This window comes from Streptosporangium sp. NPDC023615, from assembly GCF_040640155.1.
In the GTDB taxonomy this organism is placed as follows: domain Bacteria; phylum Actinomycetota; class Actinomycetes; order Streptosporangiales; family Streptosporangiaceae; genus Streptosporangium.
Window position 1 is genome coordinate 1 of sequence record NZ_JBFABE010000023.1, and the last position, 17,406, is coordinate 17,406.

The 17,406-nt window shown below is 72.7% G+C and carries 14 protein-coding genes and 1 tRNA gene; 6 read left to right on the top strand and 9 right to left on the bottom strand.

Annotated features, from left to right (window positions below; translation table 11 throughout):
• The coding region (locus AB0G16_RS18165) for an ATP-dependent DNA ligase (protein ID WP_362805920.1) at nucleotides 1–1,344 on the top strand (1,344 nt) is incomplete at its 5' end.
• 257 nt (nucleotides 1,345–1,601) lie between these two features.
• On the opposite strand, the gene AB0G16_RS18170 is transcribed toward AB0G16_RS18165, so the two are convergent.
• Complete coding sequence (locus AB0G16_RS18170; RefSeq protein WP_362805922.1) at nucleotides 1,602–2,192, bottom strand: DUF1707 and DUF4870 domain-containing protein; 591 nt, start codon at nucleotides 2,190–2,192, stop codon at nucleotides 1,602–1,604.
• Between the two features lie 194 nt (nucleotides 2,193–2,386).
• Here AB0G16_RS18170 and AB0G16_RS18175 point away from each other — a divergent pair, with 194 nt between their 5' ends.
• Nucleotides 2,387–2,725 carry a hypothetical protein gene (locus AB0G16_RS18175; protein WP_362805924.1) on the top strand — a complete coding sequence of 113 codons (339 nt, stop codon included), beginning with the start codon at nucleotides 2,387–2,389 and terminating at the stop codon, nucleotides 2,723–2,725.
• Here the strand turns inward: AB0G16_RS18175 and AB0G16_RS18180 are convergent.
• The 5 genes from AB0G16_RS18180 to AB0G16_RS18200 all read right to left on the bottom strand — a co-directional run bounded on the left by AB0G16_RS18180 (nucleotide 2,704) and on the right by AB0G16_RS18200 (nucleotide 9,083).
• Nucleotides 2,704–3,966: a DUF4192 domain-containing protein gene (locus tag AB0G16_RS18180; RefSeq protein ID WP_362805926.1), complete on the bottom strand. Its 1,263-nt coding sequence runs from the start codon at nucleotides 3,964–3,966 to the stop codon at nucleotides 2,704–2,706. The two genes, AB0G16_RS18175 and AB0G16_RS18180, sit on opposite strands and share 22 nt — an antisense overlap.
• Before the next feature lie 256 nt (nucleotides 3,967–4,222).
• On the bottom strand, nucleotides 4,223–5,143 hold the full coding sequence (locus AB0G16_RS18185) for an EI24 domain-containing protein (protein ID WP_362805927.1): 921 nt from the start codon (nucleotides 5,141–5,143) through the stop codon (nucleotides 4,223–4,225).
• Between the two features lie 50 nt (nucleotides 5,144–5,193).
• A complete protein-coding gene (locus tag AB0G16_RS18190) occupies nucleotides 5,194–5,781 on the bottom strand; it encodes a nucleoside triphosphate pyrophosphatase (RefSeq protein WP_362805929.1) in 588 nt (195 codons plus the stop codon).
• A gap of 11 nt (nucleotides 5,782–5,792) precedes the next feature.
• Complete coding sequence (ftsH, locus tag AB0G16_RS18195; protein ID WP_362805931.1) at nucleotides 5,793–7,847, bottom strand: ATP-dependent zinc metalloprotease FtsH; 2,055 nt, start codon at nucleotides 7,845–7,847, stop codon at nucleotides 5,793–5,795.
• 195 nt (nucleotides 7,848–8,042) lie between these two features.
• On the bottom strand, nucleotides 8,043–9,083 hold the full coding sequence (locus AB0G16_RS18200; RefSeq protein ID WP_362805933.1) for a hypothetical protein: 1,041 nt from the start codon (nucleotides 9,081–9,083) through the stop codon (nucleotides 8,043–8,045).
• Between the two features lie 108 nt (nucleotides 9,084–9,191).
• On the opposite strand from AB0G16_RS18200, the gene AB0G16_RS18205 reads away from it, so the two are divergent.
• A complete protein-coding gene (locus AB0G16_RS18205; protein ID WP_362805935.1) occupies nucleotides 9,192–10,202 on the top strand; it encodes a DUF3616 domain-containing protein in 1,011 nt (336 codons plus the stop codon).
• Here AB0G16_RS18205 and AB0G16_RS18210 read toward each other — a convergent pair.
• On the bottom strand, nucleotides 10,186–11,604 hold the full coding sequence (locus AB0G16_RS18210) for an MFS transporter (RefSeq protein ID WP_362805937.1): 1,419 nt from the start codon (nucleotides 11,602–11,604) through the stop codon (nucleotides 10,186–10,188). The two genes, AB0G16_RS18205 and AB0G16_RS18210, sit on opposite strands and share 17 nt — an antisense overlap.
• Before the next feature lie 355 nt (nucleotides 11,605–11,959).
• On the opposite strand from AB0G16_RS18210, the gene AB0G16_RS18215 reads away from it, so the two are divergent.
• From AB0G16_RS18215 to AB0G16_RS18225, 3 genes are all read left to right on the top strand, one after another.
• A complete protein-coding gene (locus tag AB0G16_RS18215; protein WP_362805939.1) occupies nucleotides 11,960–13,696 on the top strand; it encodes an ABC transporter family substrate-binding protein in 1,737 nt (578 codons plus the stop codon).
• Between the two features lie 180 nt (nucleotides 13,697–13,876).
• A complete protein-coding gene (locus AB0G16_RS18220; RefSeq protein WP_362805941.1) occupies nucleotides 13,877–14,314 on the top strand; it encodes a DUF3224 domain-containing protein in 438 nt (145 codons plus the stop codon).
• 71 nt (nucleotides 14,315–14,385) lie between these two features.
• Nucleotides 14,386–15,162: a Stf0 family sulfotransferase gene (locus AB0G16_RS18225; protein ID WP_362805943.1), complete on the top strand. Its 777-nt coding sequence runs from the start codon at nucleotides 14,386–14,388 to the stop codon at nucleotides 15,160–15,162.
• A 246-nt stretch (nucleotides 15,163–15,408) separates the two neighbouring features.
• On the opposite strand, the gene AB0G16_RS18230 is transcribed toward AB0G16_RS18225, so the two are convergent.
• Both AB0G16_RS18230 and AB0G16_RS18235 read right to left on the bottom strand, forming a co-directional pair.
• Nucleotides 15,409–15,481 (bottom strand) — tRNA-Ala (locus AB0G16_RS18230).
• A gap of 285 nt (nucleotides 15,482–15,766) precedes the next feature.
• Nucleotides 15,767–17,293, bottom strand: coding sequence for a von Willebrand factor type A domain-containing protein (locus AB0G16_RS18235; RefSeq protein ID WP_362805945.1), 1,527 nt, complete (start codon nucleotides 17,291–17,293; stop codon nucleotides 15,767–15,769).
• Nucleotides 17,294–17,406: the final 113 nt, after the last annotated feature.

Consider the following 17,406-nt stretch of genomic DNA (forward strand, 5'->3'; position numbering starts at 1 on the left):
CAGGACCCGCCCGAGCCGAGGCTCGCGGCCACCGCCACCCTGCGCGAGGTGCACGATCTCCTCGACCGCCTCAAGGCACTGGCCGGGCCCGGCTCGCAGAACGCGCGCAAGGCGCTGCTGGCCGAGTTGTTCGGCTCCCTGACCCGTCAGGAGCAGCTCTTCCTGACGCGGCTGCTCCACGGGGAGCTCCGCCAGGGCGCGCTCGAGGGCGTGATGATCGAGGCCGTCGCGAAGGCGGCCGGGGTGCCCGCGGCCGAGGTCAGGCGGGCGCTGATGCTCCGCGGCTGGCTGCCCGCGGTCGGCGCCGCCGCGCTGAGCGGCGGGATCGAGGCGCTGCGCGCCTTCCACCTGGAGGTCGGCCGGCCGGTGTCCCCGATGCTCGCCCAGAGCGCCGTCTCCATCGAGGCCGCGTTCGGCAAGCTCGGCGGGCCCGTCGCGGTCGAGTGGAAGCTCGACGGCATCAGGATCCAGGCCCACCGCTCGGGTGACCGGGTCTCGGTCTTCACCCGGACGCTGGACGACATCACCGCGCAGGTGCCCGAGCTCGTCGAGGCGGTCGGCGCGTTGCCCTCGTCCGATCTGGTGCTGGACGGCGAGGTCCTCGCCCTGCGTCCCGACGGCCGCCCCGAACCCTTCCAGGTCACCTCCGGCCGCGTGTCCAGCCGCACCGACGTACCGCGCGCCCGCGCGAAGACCCCGTTGAGCGTCTTCTTCTTCGACGCGCTGCGCGCCGACGGCGCCGACCTGCTCGACCTCCCGGGCGAGGCGCGCCACGCCGCCCTGACCGAGGCCGTGCCCGCCGGACTGGTGACCCCCCGCCTGGCCACCGCCGACGTCGCCGAAGGTGAGGCGTTCTTCAAGGACGCGGTCAGGAGCGGGCACGAGGGCGTGGTGGTCAAGTCCCTGCTGACGCCCTACGCCGCCGGGCGGCGCGGAGCCGGTTGGATCAAGGTGAAGCCGCGCCACACGCTCGACCTCGTCGTCCTGGCCGTGGAGTGGGGAAGCGGCCGCCGCGAGGGCCGTCTGTCCAACCTGCACCTGGGGGCCCGTGACCCGGAGAGCGGCGGGTTCGTCATGCTCGGCAAGACCTTCAAGGGCCTGACCGACGAACTGCTCGCCTGGCAGACCGAGCGCCTCCTGGCCATCGCGGAGGGTCCCACCGACGGGTGGACGGTCACCGTCCGCCCGGAACTCGTCGTCGAGATCGCCTTCGACGGCGTGCAGCAGTCCAGCCGTTACCCCGGCGGGGTGGCGTTGCGCTTCGCCAGGGTGATCCGCTACCGCCCCGACAAGACAGCGGATCAAGCCGACACCGTGGACATGGTCCGCTCCCTCATGCTCTGAGGGGCGACCTCCCGGGAGCTCGGACATCCCGGCGCCGCATCCCGGCGTCGGAATGCCCGGCACCGGACGTTCCGGTGCCGGGATGCGGTGCCGGACATCTCGACTTCGACATCCCAGGCCCGGACCTGCCCGACCTCGGGCATCCCGAGAACCCGGGCGTTCCGAGAGCTCGTCCCCGGTGCGCCGGAACCCTGTCCCGGACGTCCTGAGATCCCGCCTCCGGTGTGCCGGGCCCCGATGCGCCCGACGCCCCGGCCCTACTGCACCATGCGCACGGTGAGGGGGTAACGGAAGTCGCCGCCGCTCGCCCCCGCGACCCCGCCGACCACGGACAGGACCACGCCACCGATCCAGACCAGGGGGACCAGCACCGCCCCCACGATCGTGATGGTCAGCAGAATGGTCGCCGCGAGCAGCGTCAGCTGGAAGTTGAGCGCCTCCACCGAGTGGGCGCGGATGTAGGGCGAGTTCCTTCCCGCGGTGAGCATCATCACCAGCGGCCCCACGACGGGCAGGCCTGCCAGCGGGAGCAGGTGGGCCGCGGCCGCGCCCAGGCGGTCACCGCCGGTGTCGCCTCGCCCGCCGAGCCTTCCCGGATACGCGGACGCCGACCGATCACCGGGGAACCGGGAGGAAACCGGCCGCGCCGGGTATCCGCCGTGCAGTTCGTCCATGATCGGGATCAGGTCGCCGTGCACGCGGGCCGTCATCGCCCGTTCCAGCCGGTCCTCGAACTCGAGCCTGTCGAGCCTTCCCTCCGCGTAGGCGGCCTTGACGTGCTCGACCACCTGCTCGCGATCCTGGTTGCCCACCCGAAGCGTCGGATGGTCGGGCCGCAGACCCGCCACCGGTACTCTCCCGCGCCCCGGGCCCGCTGGTGTCACTGTGCCTGCCATGAGACCGATACCCTTTCGTCGCCTCTACGCTTTCCATACTGGCTCAGATTGTCGGCCTGGCGCATCAGGATGAACCCTCATAGACCCCTGAGACGCACCCCTGGCATCCGCGCCGGGGAACAAGCAGGAGAGGTATACAGGAAAACATGAGATGGCGAGATCGCTATGGATTGAGGCGCCTGCGCGGGCCGAAGATCGCCAAGTTCGATCGCGAGGCGACCGACGCCGACATCGAGGCGCTCATCGCCTTCGCGAAGTCACGTCGGGGTGTGGAGTTCTACGTCGAACCCGAGACGTTCGCGACGGACACCACGGCGGTGGCCATCGCCGACGACGGTGAGTGGACGCGGCGGCGGGTCGGCTCCCCCGCGGTGATCGGCAAGGTGGCCCGTGGCCTGTCCCTGCCCGTCTACGACGTGCAGCTGACCGGTTATCCGCCTCGGATGAGGGCCTACAACGAACGTCAGCGACGCGCGGAGGGCTGAGCCGGCACCCCGGCGGTCACGGCCCTCGGGCCCGGACCGCCGGTCTCGTCGAGCAGCACCACCATCGGGAGCAGCCAGGCCGTCTTCGGGCTGCCCATCTCCTGGTCGAGCTCCTCGGGGCCGGGCATCCTGTCGTTGAGGGCATGGGGCGGGACCAGGCTGCGGATGGCGTGCAGGAGCAGGTTCGCCATCGAGTAGCCGGGATCGACCTCATGGGCCCGGCCCAGGGCGACGCCCGCGAGCGCGGAGTCACCTCGGCGCCAGGCGACCAGGCCGAGCAGCGAGGCGACCGGCGGCACGAACCTCGGCTCCAGCCGCCGCGTGAGATCGTGCCACAGCCTGAGGTGGGCGTCGTGATCGTCGTCGGTCATCAGTGCCCAGGCCTCGTCCCTGATCCTGATCACCGCCAGGTCCAGCCCCAGCCTGGCCGCCTGGTCGTCGCCGAGCCTGCCGCCCGAGGCGTAGACAGCGATCGCCTCACGGACCCTGGCCATGCCGTCCGCCACGAACTCCGCCGCGAATCCGTCGGCGTCACGGCGGCCGGTGAGCCTGTCGAGCGTCTCGCGGGTGACGCGGCCGGTCGCCTCACGCATGGCCACCCGCCCCGGACCGGTCACCGGGTCGAGCGAGCGCTCCAGGGTCTGCCGATCCGGCAGGGCGACCAACCCCTGGAGGGTCGCCTCGGCGGCGACCGCGCCGGCTCGACGCTCGTAGGGTGTCCCGTCGGCCGGGCAGCAGTCGCCTCGTGAGCAGGCGTACGACCAGTAGCGGCCCTGCTCCACCCGGAGCGCGTCGACGACGGTCAGCCCGCCTGCGCGGAAGTGCGCCACCACCGCGTCGGCGGCCGGGGTGACCAGCGGGCCGGGGCCGTAGCCGACCACGACGACCTCGGTGACCCCTTCCTTCCTGAAGAGCGGGAGGACCCGGCCGAGCCCGTCGGCCGCGAGCGGCAGATCCCATCGGACGGTGAGGTGCAGCCTGCTCGTCGTCGGGCCGCCGGTGAGGCCGATGACGACGAGGCTCTCGGCGGGGTGGAACCCCAGCAGGTAGGGAACGGCTCCCAGGACGTCCTCGGTGGAGCCGAGCAGGAGCCGCGGCGGGGAGGACGGCCCCGGGAACGCGCCGGAAGGCGAGGAGCGCGAGGAGCGCGAAGGACCTCCGGGTCGCGCGAGATCCGTGTCCTCCGCGGACTCCCCGAGCTCCGCCGGCTCTCCGGGCTCCGCAGGATGCCCGTGGACCACGGAGATCTCGGAGGCCGCGGGATCCGCGGGGGACGGGGGGTTGGCGGGCCGTGCGCGGGCCGCCCGCCGTGAGGAGCGTGGGGAGCGGGCGGGCCGTGAGGGGGCCACGGAGCGTGAGGGCTTCGGCTCGGGCGAGGCCGGTGACGTGCTGTCCGTTGTCATGGCGGCAAGCCTTCCGGACCCGCGTTCCCCTCATCCGAGCCGAACCACGTTCTGTGGACAGCGTCGGTTTTCCACAGCCGGGAACGAAGAACCCTCAGGCGCCCCTGTCCGTACGCGGATCCACGCGCCGGCCCGCGCCCGGATCCGCACCCGGATTCACGCTCCGGTCCACGCCCCGATCCGCACCCGGATTCACGCTCCGGTCCACGCTCCGGTCCACGCGCGGGTCCACACCACGGTTCCCCGCGTCTCCCCCGACCCGGGGCGCCGTCGGCGCCAGGCGGTTGCGGACCATGATGGCCGCGCCGGCCACGGCGGCGGGCATCGCGATGACCGCGACGAACGGGATGAGGAAGAGCAGGAAGAGCAGGACCCCGAAACCCAGGGCGGGAGCCTTGTTCCCCCGGAGCAGGCCGAACCGGCGCTTGCGCGCCATCCCCCTGCGCTCCAGGCCCAGCGTGGTCAGCTCGACCGTGAGGAAGAACCCCGAGACCAGGGCGCCCAGGACCGGCACCACGGTCTGCCCGATCACCGGCACGAACCCGAGGAAGAACAGCGGGACGGTGAAGAGCAGCAACCATCCGAGGGTGATCAGGCTGTCCCTGACGGACCTGAGGACGGACTTCCACAGCGGGAGCTCGTGGCCGGTCGGCACCTCCCCGTAGGTCCCCTCGACCTTCTCCGAGAGCTTCTCGTAGAACGGGTCGCCCACGATGAGGGTGACCGCGGTGAAGGTCACCACGGACAGGACCAGCCCGGCCCCGAAGAGCGCCAGCCCGACCACCGCGCGCAACGCGGTCCGGGCCGACTCGCTCCACCCGTCGGCGAACGGCGTTCCCCAGGCGGCGATCTCCAGCGCGTTCGTGCCGAGGAGATAGAGGGCGGCCGCGTAGAGGGCGAAGGCGATCAGGGCCGGGATCAGCCCGAACAGCCACCAGCGCGGATAGCGCGCCACCCAGCGCACTCCCTGGAAGAAGAACCCGATGCCGTCCAGAAAGGAGCGGAAATGACCCATGGCGGAAGATTAGCGGGATCGGACGTCCCGGGTGACGGCGCGGGCCCGGCTCACCGCCACAGGACGGGAACGGAGACCCCGAGGGCGGCCAGGAGGCGGCGGAGCAGCGGCAGGGAGAGACCCAGGACGTTGCCGTGGTCACCGTCGATGCCCTCGACGAACCAGCCGCCCCGCCCGTCCAGGGTGAAGGCGCCGGCCACGTGAAGGGGCTCTCCGGTGGCGACGTAGGCGGCGATCTCGTCGTCGCCGGGGGTGCCGAAGCGCACGGTCGTCGCGCCCACCTCCGCCGCCTCGCGCCCGCTCTCGACGTCGATCACGCAGTGGCCGGTGAGCAGGCGGCCCTCGCGCCCGCGCATGCCGTGCCAGCGGGCGACGGCCTCCTCGGGAGAGGACGGCTTGCCGTAGGCCCGGCCGTCGAGTTCGAGCACGGAGTCACAGCCGACGACCAGCCCGCCGGAGAGCTTCCCGGCCACCACCGCGGCCTTGGCGTGGGCCAGCGTGAGGCAGAGCTCGGCCGGGCTGCCGGCGGTGACGGCGGCCTCGTCCACCCCGCTGACGATCACTTCGGGATCCAGTCCGGCGCTGCGCAGCAGGGCGAGACGGGCGGGCGAGGCGGAGGCGAGCACGATCTGGGTCACGCCGGTCGAGCCTAGCGCGGCCTCGCCGGTCTCCCCGCCACGGGCGGGGGCGGGGTCATGGGCTCGGGAGCCGGACGGCGCGGGAGTCCCGCGGCGTCGTAGGCCTCGGCCTCGCCCAGGGTCTCGCTCTCCAGCAGGGCGGCGGCGATGCCGTCCAGGCGGTCGCGGTTCTCCCGCAGGACGGCCAGGGCGACCTCGTAGCACTCGTCCACGATGCGCCGGACCTCCTGGTCCACGGCGGCGAGGGTGTCGGGGGCCGCGGCGGGACGGCCGTCGGCGGAATCGGACAGCACGCTGAGCGGGCCGATCCTGGCGGACATGCCCCAGCGGCCGACCATGCCGCGCGCGATCACCGTGACCTGCTCCAGGTCGCTCTCCGAACCGGTGGTGACCACGCCGTAGACGATCTGCTCCGCCGCCATGCCGCCGAGGGCGCCGACGATCCGGTCCCGCAGGTGCTTCTCGTCGTAGGCGTACCGGTCGGTGTCGGGGGTGGAGAGGGTGACGCCCAGCGCCCGGCCGCGCGGGATGATCGAGACCTTCCTGACCGGGTCGGCACCCGGCTGGAGCATGCCGAGCAGCGCGTGGCCCGCCTCGTGGTAGGCGGTGCGCCTGCGCTCGTCCTGCGGGATCACGACGGCGCGGGCCGCACCCAGCAGGATCTTCTCCAGCGCGTCGGCGAAGTCGGCGGAGTGCACCTTCTCGTTGCCCCGCTTGGCGGCGAGCAGCGCGGCCTCGTTGACGAGGTTGGCCAGGTCCGCGCCGGTCATGCCGGGCGTGGTCCTGGCGAGCCGGTCCAGGTGGACGTCGCCGGCGAGCGGCACGCCCCGGCTGTGCACGCGCAGGATCGCCAGCCGCCCGTCGGCGTCCGGCACGGAGACCACGACGGTACGGTCGAAACGGCCGGGCCGCAGCAGCGCCGGATCGAGCACCTCGGCCCGGTTCGAGGCGGCGATCACGATGACGCCCTCGGAGCCGGTGAAGCCGTCCATCTCGGTGAGGATCTGGTTGAGCGTCTGCTCGCGCTCGTCGTGGCCGCCGATGGTGCTGCCGCCGCGTACCCGGCCGATCGCGTCGATCTCGTCGATGAAGATGATCGACGGCGCGACCTTGCGGGCCTCCTCGAACAGCTCGCGCACCCGCGAGGCGCCCACCCCCACGATCATCTCGATGAACTCCGAGGCGCTCGCCGAGAAGAACGGCACGTCCGCCTCGCCCGCCACGGCGCGGGCGAGGAGGGTCTTGCCGGTGCCGGGCGGGCCGGCGAGCAGTACGCCCTTGGGCAGCTTCGCCCCGAGCCTGCGGTACTTGTCGGGGTCCTTGAGGTAGTCGACCACCTCGGCGACCTCGTTCTCGACCTCGTCGATGCCGGCCACGTCGTCGAAGTCGACCCGGACCCTGTCCTGTTCAACCGGTTTTGCCGCCTTCGTCTTGCCGAGACCGCCCAGTCCACCCCCCATACCGCCGCCCATGGCCCCGGCCGCCGCGCGCCGCACGAACCAGATCCACAGCCCGGCCAGCAGCAGCACCGGGAACAGCGACAGCAGCAGGTTCGTCAGGAAACCCCGGTCGCCGCCGACGGGCTCGGCCTTGATGTTCACCCCCGTCGCGGTGAGCTGGCGGTAGAGCCCCTCGTCGTCGGCGAAGACCGGAAGCTCGGTGGAGAACCGGTCGTACTCGACGTTGTCGCTGTCGGGGTCGCGGGCGGGTTTCCTGAGGGTGCCCTGGATCGACGCACCCGTGGCGTAGAGGTCCTTGACGTTGGCCGCCCGTACCTGCCGGGTGAACTGGGTGTAGGAGATCGGCTCGGTGACGTCGTCGAAGAACGAGGAGACGATGAAGAAACCCGCGTAGACGACGGCCAGCGTCAGCAGGAAGCGCGGCCAGCTGATCCGCGGGCGCTGCGGGGCGGACGAACGGTCGGGCAGGCCCTCGGACCTCCAGGGCTTGGAGCCGCTGCCCTCGCCGTCCCTGTCGCCGCTCCCCGGGCGGCCCGTCTCGCCGGACGGCCACCGTCCCGGTCCCTTGCGCTGCCGGGACGGCTGCTGAGACGCCGGTCGGTTCACGGACTTCCCCCTCGACGACCGGGGGGACGTAGCCGGACGGAGGCCCGGCGGCGCGTCCGGCGGGCGGGCTTCGACGAGCGGGCTCCGGCGGGCGGGCAGGGGCCGTCACGCGTACGACGGCGGGGCGACCGATCGTGAAATCCCCCCGAATCTCACCCGGTCACACGGACAAGGCGAATCCTGCCCCGGCCGGGCTCACTTCAATCGGAGGGAGGAGACCGCGGTGTTGATGTCGCGCCAGTGCTTCTTCTGCGCGTCGGGGATCGTCACGAAGAGCATCGCCGGCTTGTCGCCGGAGCCCTCGGTCACCGCGACGGCGGCCATGGAGGAGCGCGCCTTGCCCTTGTTCCTGTACTTCACCCGGTAGGCGAGCAGCCAGCCGTCCTTGATCGGCTGCGAGGCCGTCCAGGAGATCTTTCCGCCCTTGGGGTGGTGGTTGAGCGTCCACCGGGCGGCCAGCAGCGCGGTGTCCTTGGTCTCCCGCTGCACCAGGATCGGCACCGGGCAGCTCACCAGCATCGCCCGGTGAGCCGCCCCCTTCACCTTGGGCAGCACCTGTCTGGTGGAGAACGGCGAGGCGCCGAAGACCTTCCAGGGCTTGCCCAGGCGGACCAGCGACACGCCCGACCGGCGGTCGGTGAGGCGGCGCTTGCTCCTGTCCGCCGCGCCGGTGAGCTTGCCGAGCCGCTTGTCGCGCGGCAGTTCCGGCACCCGGGGGTCGGCCAGGGCCGTGACGACGGCGCTGCGGTCGGGTGCCGGGGTGGAGCCGGACGGCGACGGGCTCCCGGAGGCCGACGGGGACGCCGATCCCGAGGGAGAAGGGCTTCCCGGGGCGGAGGACGACGCCGAGGCCGAGGCCGGCGCCGACGGCTCCGGGGAGACGGGTCCGGTGGAGGCCGGACCGGGCGAGGGCGGCGCGGCAGATGGCGCGGCGATCTGCCCCGCTCGCTCCTCGCCCGGTTGATCTGGGGTGCCCGAGGTGACGAAGCCGACCACGGCCGCGACCGCGACGAGGAGCAGCGCGGCGCCCACGGCCAGGGCGCGGTAGATCACGCGCATCGGCAGGTCGCCGATGCGGGACCGCTTGATGGCCGGGACCGGCTGGGCCTGCGGCGTCCCGCGGGGGCTCTCCGCCGTGATCTTCGGCAGGTCCGAGGTCTCCGCGTCGGCGGTCGCGTACGTCGGCGTGGAACCCGTCTCCCGGGTCCCCTGAGTCCCACCCAACCCATCGAGCACGAACGGGAGCGTACGACAAATCCGGTTTTCTCGCCTGGGATCCCCATCACACTTCGGGAACGAGTACCTTCTCCGCCGGCACCCCGGTCACCCTGCGATGATGCCGGAATGTTCGTGGAACGCCAGGTGGAGCTCAGGTTCGACGCCTCCTCACGCGAGGCGAGGACGCACACCAACCTGTCCGCCGTACGGACCGACGCCCTGGGGCTCTGGCTGGCCGGCGACGAGACCGCCACCGTCGAGCACCTGGCGTTCCGCGGCGGGCGGTACGACGACCAGCGCACCTTCTTCCTGGCCGACTTCGTGGACCTGCCCGCCGAGCGCGAGGAGGAGGCCGACATCGAGGGGCTGGGCCGGGCGGACGGCTGGCTCTGGGCGATCGGGTCGCACAGCCTCAAGCGCAGGCGGGTCAAGAAGGGGCAGCCGCCGCACAAGGCGCGCCGCCGCCTCGCCGCGGTGGTGCGCGAGGAGAACCGCTTCATCCTGGTACGGCTGCCGCTCGTCGGCGCCACCCCGGTCCGCGAGGACGGCAGCCGCAGGGCGGAGATCCTGGCCGGTCCCGGCCGGAACCTGGCCGACCTGCTGGCCGCCGATCCGCACCTGGGCCCGTTCGTGCCGATTCCCAGCAAGGACAACGGCCTGGACGTCGAGGGCATCGCCGTGCTGGGCGAGCGGCTGTTCGCCGGCCTGCGCGGCCCGGTGCTGCGCGGCTGGGCCGCCGTCCTGGAGATCCGGCCGGAGAGCGACCCGCGGCGGCCGGGCGCCCTGCGGCTCGCCGACGTCGACGGCGGGCCGTACCGGACACACTTCCTGAACCTCGGCGGGCTCGGCGTCCGCGACATGTGCCCCCACCGGGGCGGGCTGCTGATCCTGGCCGGGCCGACCATGAGCCTGGACGGGCCGGTGCGCCTGATGCGCTGGGAACCGCCGGACGAGCCCTCCGTCGTGCACGAGCCCGAGGTCGTCGGCGACCTGCCGTACGGCCATGGGAGCGACCACCCGGAGGGGATCACCGTGCTCGACGGCGACCGCCTCATGGTGGTCTACGACAGCCCGTCACAGGCGCGGCTCACCCCCCAGGGCGGTGTCCTCGCCGACATCGTCAGGCTGCCCCGCTGACCGTGCGGGCCGGGCCGTCGGGGCGGGCGCCGGGGTCCTCCGGGCCGCCGGGGTCGCCGGGGTCGCCGGGGTCGTACGGGCGGTCACCGGACCGCCGGCGGGTGACGGCCATCGACATGACAGCGGCGGCCAGGCAGAGCGCGCCCGCGGCGTACCAGGCGAGGTCGTAGGCGCCGAAGTGGTCACGGGTGATCCCGGCCGCGGTCGCGGCGATCGCCGCCCCGACCTGGTGGGAGGCGAAGACCCAGCCGAACACCACGGCCCCGTCGGGACCGTAGATCTGGCGGCAGAGCGCCACGGTCGGCGGGACCGTCGCCACCCAGTCGAGGCCGTAGAAGACGATGAAGACGAGCATGCTGGGCTCGGCGGTGGCTCCGAACAGGCTCGGCAGGGCGAGCAGCGACAGGCCGCGCAGCCCGTAGTAGGCGCCGAGCAGCAGGCGTGAGTCGACCCTGTCGCTCAGCCAGCCGGAGGCGACGGTGCCGACCACGTCGAAGATCCCGACCAGCGCGAGCAGGCCGGCGGCGACCGGCTCGGCCATGCCGTGGTCGTGGGCGGCGGGGATGAAGTGGGTGCCCACCAGGCCGTTGGTGCTCATCCCGCAGATCGCGAACCCCCCGGCGAGCAGCCAGAAGGGGCGCGTCCGCGCGGCACTCCGGAGCACGCCGAGGGCGCGCGAGGCGGCGTTGCCCGGACGGGTGCCGGACACGGCCCCGCCCGCCCGCGCGGGCCGGGCCGCGGCGGCCGACGGGGTGGCGGACGGGGTGGCGGACGGCGCCGGGTCGGCGCCCAGGGCGGTGGTGCCCACGTCCTCGGGCCGGTCGCGCAGCAGGAACCAGACCAGCGGGACCACGACGAGGGCGGCGATGGCGACGGTGAGCGCGGCCGTCCGCCATCCCCGTCCGGCCGCGAGGTGGGCGAGGACCGGCAGGAACACGAGCTGGCCGGTGGCCCCGCCGGCGGTGAGCACGCCGGTGACCAGGCCCCGGTGGCGGACGAACCAGCGTTCGGTGAGGGTGGCGGCGAAGACCAGCGCCATCGAGCCGGTCCCCAGGCCGACCAGGACGCCCCAGCACAGCAGGAGCTGCCAGGGCGCGTTCATCCAGATCGTGAGCCCGCTGCCCGTGGCGACGAGCAGCAGGGCGTACGTCACCACCCTGCGCATGCCGAAACGGTCCATCAGCGCCGCGGCGAAGGGCGCGGTCAGCCCGTAGAGCATGAGGTTCACCGAGACCGCGAGCGAGATCGTGCCCCGCGACCAGCCGAACTCCTCCTGCAACGGCGTGATCAGCACACCGGGGGTGGCGCGGAACCCGGCCGCGCCCAGAATGGCGACGAAGGCGACCGCCGCCACGATCCAGGCGCGGTGCACCCCGCGACCCGGCTGAGGAGTCGTTGTCATGGGCCTCATCATCGGCGGCGCCCGCGTCCTCCCACGAGTGGCCCGAGTGCCAATATCCGTAAGGATCGGGCCAGGGAGGCGGTCCGTCTCCGCGGGTCGGCCCGTACCGCCGAGAATGAGAGGGATACGGCTCCCGCATCTCGCATATTGGCGTAATTCGCTCAAAGGTTATGTTTTTCCTATTCTCGCTCGGAGGGGATCGCGCCCGACGGGGTCACGGGCGGGCGCGGTCGGCCGCGGTCGGCCGCGCACCCGGGCCCGGGACGACGCCCCGGCCAAGGGGGGCGGCCGCATCCGGTACTGCCCGACCGGCACGGGGGCCGGCCGGAGATCCGCAGATCGAAGGGGTGGTGCCGTGTTACACGCGCGAAGGGCCGGGAGGCTGCCGGCGCTGCTGGCGGGCGGCGCGCTCCTGGTGGGCGCCTGCGCGGGCCCCGACCCGGCGGACCGCCCCTCGGACCCCGGCTCGGCACCGGCCGCGTCGACCAGGACCATCACCTACGCGTACGAGCAGGAGTTCCACTCCTACAACAACAACACCACCGCGGAGAACGCCACCCGCAACTTCGCCCCGCTGCAGCGGGTGCTGACCGGCTTCTGGTTCTACGGCGACAAGGGCGCGATCACTCCCGACCGGGACTTCGGGACCTACCGGAAGACCTCCGACGACCCGCTCACGGTGGAGTACACCATCAGCGACCAGGCCGTCTGGTCCGACGGCACGCCGATCGACTGCGACGACGTCATGCTGTGGTGGGCGTTCCGCTCCGGCAAGGTCGGGGGGTTCGCCTCGGCCGACACCAACGGCGTCCAGGACACCCGGGTCCCCGACTGCCGCGCCGGCGGCAGGACGTTCGACCTGGTCTACGACAAGCCGTTCGCGGACTGGGTGGCGGGCGGCCCCGGGGCGACCGAGCTGTTGCCGGCCCACGTGGTGGCCGCCCGGGACGGCCTGTCGGAGGAGGAGTTCATCGCGGCGGTCAGGAGCGCCGACGCCCGCAGGCTCGAGAAGGGCATCAGGTTCTTCAACGACGGCTGGGTCTCCGACGGCAGGCTTCCGGCCGCCGAACTGATCCCGTCCTCCGGCCCGTACAAGCTCTCGAAGCTGGACGCCGGGCAGCGGCTCACCCTGGTCGCCAACGACCGGTGGTGGGGCGCGCCCGCCGCCACCCCGACGATCGTCGAGCGCTTCATCACCCTCGACGAGCAGGCCCAGGCGCTGCAGAACCGCGAGGTCCAGATCGTCGAGCCGCAGCCGGGGCCGGACGTGCTGAAGCAGTTGCAGTCACTGAGCGGCGTGCGGGTCAGCGTCTTCGACCGGTACACCTACGAGCACCTGGACTTCAACTTCGACTCCAGCCCGTTCAGGGACGCCAGGCTGCGCGAGGCGTTCGCCAGGTGCGTGCCCAGGCAGCGCATCGTCGACCGGCTGGTCAGGCCGGTCGCGCCCGCCGCCGGGCCGCTCCAGGTCCGCACCGTCGCCCCCTTCCAGGCCAACAGCGCCGAGGTCGTCGCGGCCAGCGGCAGCGCCGACGCGTACGCGCGGCAGGACATCGCGGGCGCCAGGGAGCTCCTGCGCCGGACCGGCAGGACGGGGCTGGAGGTGAACATCGGCTACCAGACCCCGAACCCGCGCCGCACCGCGGCGGTGCAGCTCATCATCGACTCCTGCAACAGGGCGGGCTTCAAGGTCGTCGACAAGGGGTCCGACGACTTCCTCGGCACCGTCATGCCGGCCAACGGCTACGACGTGGCACTGTTCGCCTGGTCGGGCTCCTCACTGGTCAGCGGCTGGGCCTCCAACTTCACCTCACCGGAGAAGTGCGACGCCCGCAGCAAGGGCAACAACAACGGCTGCTACTCCAGCGCGCGGGTCGACCGCCTCATCGCGAAGCTGAACTCCACGGTGGACCTGGCCGCCCAGAACCCGATCATCGGGGAGATCGAGAAGCAACTCTGGAACGACCTGGCCACCATCCCGCTCTTCCAGCATCCGGGGCTCACCGCCTGGGACGAGACGCTCAGGAACGTCGTCCCGAACCCGGCGCAGTCGACCGTCACCTGGAACATGGACCGGTGGAGCCTGTCCTGACCTGCCACCTCAACCGGTTCCGCCCTGCCCCGGCCCCGCCCGGTTCGCTCGGTTCTCCCGGTTCGCTCCGTCGTGCTCGATCCCGCTCCGGCCCGCCCGGCGACGGCATACCTGACATGAGCTGACAGGTACGGGCGCCATGCTGGTTACGACGACCGAGAACACAGCAGGGAGCCTCATATGCCGCGTGCCACGGGAACCTTCACCATCGACAGCTGGGAACCGACCCCCTACGACGAGGCCGAGGGGGCCACGCTCACCCGCGTCCACATCACCAAGACCTTCGACGGTGATCTGACCGGCACCAGCACCACCGACATCATCACCGCGGTCGCCCAGGTCGAGACGTCCGCGGCCTACGTGGGCTTCGAGCGCTTCACCGGCACCGCGCACGGGCGTAAGGGCACCTTCGTGCTGCACCACACGGCCACCGCGGACGGCGAGAACGCGGGGCTGAGCTGGACGATCCTGCCCGACTCGGGCACCGGAGAACTGACCGGCATCCGGGGCGGTGGCCAGATCGTCAACGACGACGGCGCCCACTCCTTCCACCTGGACTACGAGATCCTCGACGAGGGCGGCGCCCGCTCCCCGCACCCGGACCGGGAGACCGGCTGAGAGGGACACGGCCGGGGCGGACCCGGAAAAGCGGTTGCGTACCGGCAGCACGAGGGCCCTACCGTGTCGCCGTGACCAGCCCGCAGGAGACCCCCGCCCGGATCGACGCGTACTTCGTCTGCGCCACCCCGCGAACCGGTAGCTCGCTCCTGCTCGGCCTGCTGGAGTCGACCGGTGTCGCCGGCCGGCCGCAGGCCTACTTCCGTGAGCCCGACGAGCCGTTGTGGGCGGACCGTTGGCGGATTCCGCGGACCGCGCGGGGCGGCTTCGACTACGCGGACTACGTCCGGGCGGCACTGACCGCCGGGCGCGGTGCGAACGGCGTGTTCGGCGCGAAGTTCATGTGGGGGACCGTCGAACACGTCGTCGCCAGGCTGGGAGCGGTTCACCCGGATCTGGCGGGCGACGACGCGGGCCTGCTGCGCCGGGTGTTCGGCCGGACGCGTTTCGTCCTCCTGCGGCGTGACGACGTGGTGGCGCAGGCCGTCTCCTGGCTGCGCGCGGAGCAGACCGGCGTCTGGTACGTCGGCGGGAACGGGGAGATCAGCGGCGCCGCCACCGGCGACGGACGCCCCCCGGTCTTCGACCGCGAGGGAATCGACCGGTTCGTCCGGACGATCGAGGAACACAACGCGGCCTGGGAGGCGTGGTTCGCCTCCCAGGGGATCCGGCCGTACCCGATGCGGTACGAGGACCTCGCCCGCGACACGGAAGGGGCCACCCGGGATCTTCTGGCGTTCCTGGGGCTCGACCCGCCCGGGGAGCGAGTGATCACGGCACGGCATCGGCGTCAGGCCGACGAGCTCACCCGCCGATGGACGGCACGTTACCGGGAGGAATCGCAGTGATCGCCGGCTCCACGGCCGGTCGCCGGCACACCCGTCACCCCTGAGGCGCCCGCCGTCCGTGACGCGCTCACGATCCACGACGCGCCTGCGGCCCGTGACGCGCCCACGATGCCGGACCCGCCTGCGGTCCGGGACGTTCCGGCCGGCGGGGACGCCGGCCCGCAGAACGACGAGATCCCGCCACGATCGAGGTGATCGGGCGGGATCTCGTCAACGTGCTCCGGGTCGTTCGAGAACGACCCCGGGTGGAGCTATGGGGATTCGAACCCCAGACCTCCTCCATGCCATGGAGGCGCGCTACCAGCTGCGCCATAGCCCCTGGGACGTCATCCGTCCGGGTGCCTCCGGGCGCGGCCCGGCGACGACGCCAGTGTATAGGAAACCGCCGCGCACCCTGTAACCACGGCCGTGCGGCGGCTCGCGTAACGCGGGGACGTCCGCGCCCGGGTGGCCGGCGCCGGGACACGGATCCCGAAACACGAACACCGGGACACGGACGCCGAAGCACAAACGCCGAGACACGGACGCCGGGCACGAGGCCGAGCGTGCAGGCCCGGCACCGGCGCCGGGCACCCGCCCGGGACTGCGGCGCCGGGCACGGGCGTCAGGTGAGCGAGGCGGCCTGCGCGATCAGGCGGGCGAGTTCGGTCACCGCCGGGTCCTCGGTCGAGGCGGCCAGGCGGGTGGCGTGGGCGGCGAGGTCGTCGGCCGTCAGCCCGGCGAGCCCCTCGCGGGTACGGAGGTACTCGGCGAAGCCGGCGGCGACCACGTCGACCTGGAACCTCGGTGAGGTCCCCTCCCAGATCGAGGCCCCCAGCTCGCGCGCGGCGAGGGAGCGGGCGGCCTCGGCGGGGGCGCGGGTGTCGGGGTCCTGCCAGCGCACGGTGGCGGTGGCGAGCTGGCCCGACGCCCCGCCGCGCAGCCGCACCTCGTACAGGGCGGTCACCGAGTGTCCCGGACCCACCTCGCCGCCGTCCTTGGCGTCGTCGCGGAAGTCCTCGGCCGCGATCCGCCGGTTCTCGTAACCGATCAGCCGGTACGACTCCACGGCCGAGGGGTTGAACACGACCTGTGCCTTGGCGTCACGGGCCCGCAGGTCGACGGTGGTGGCGAGCTGCTCGACGAAGACCTTGTGCGCGTCGTCGGCGGAGCCGACGTAGACCGCGGCGCCGTCACCGTTGTCGGCGAGTTGCTCCATCAGCTCGTCGCCGTACTCGCGGCCGACGCCGACGCAGAGCAGAGTGATCTTCTTGCCCGCGGCCTCGGCGACCCGGTCGAGAATGCCCTGCCAGGTCGTGTCACCGGCGTTGGCCAGGCCGTCGGAGAGCAGGATGACCCGGTTGGCGGCGGCGGGCCGGAAGCCGTCGGCGGCCTCGGCGTACCCCTGGGTGAGTCCCGCCTCCAGATTGGTCGACTGCTGCACGGCCAGGCGCTCGACGGCGGCGTGCAGCCGCTCCCGGTCGGTCGCCGGGGTCATCGCCAGCACGACCTCCGCCTCTCCGCTGAAGGCGACGACCGAGACCCGGTCACCGGGTCCGAGCTGGTCGACGAGCCGGTGCAGGGACTCCTTGACCAGGTCGAGCCTGCCGGGCTCGCCCATGGAACCCGACACGTCCACCACGAAGGTCAGGTTCGCGGGCCGGCGGGACTCCGCGGCGACCCCCCGGGTCTGCAGGCCGACACGGAGCAGCGCGGTGCCGTTCCCGGGCGTGCGCGCGCCGTCCACGTGCACGGTGAAGCCGTCGTCCTCGGGCTCGGCGTAGTCCTGCGCGAAGAAGTTGACGAACTCCTCCGGCCGGACCCGGCCGGGTTCCGGCAGGCTGCCCTCGCCGAGGAGCCGCCTGCTGTAGCCGTAGGAGGCGGTGTCCACGTCCAGGGAGAAGGTGGAGATCTGCTCGGCCGCGGTGTCGTGACTCCGGGTGGTCTCGGGGTCCTCGGCCCGGGCCGTGGCCCGATCTCGGGCCGCCGCGGAGTCCTCCTGGGCGGGGGGCTGCGCGGCCGCCGAGGGCATCGCCCTGCCCGACTCGGGCATCGGCAGGGTCTCGGTCGGCGTGGTCGAGGATCCGCCGCAGGCGGCGGCCGACAACAGGGCGAGCACGGTGAGGGCTGTGGCGAGCGGGCGGAACGTCATGTCGCCTCCTGGGGATGCGTGTCATCCCCTACGACGACGCCCCGCCGGTATCGGCCGGTGGCTTGACCCAAGCGAGCGCAAACCGTGTTCGACGCGTGATCAGGGTCTCCGGG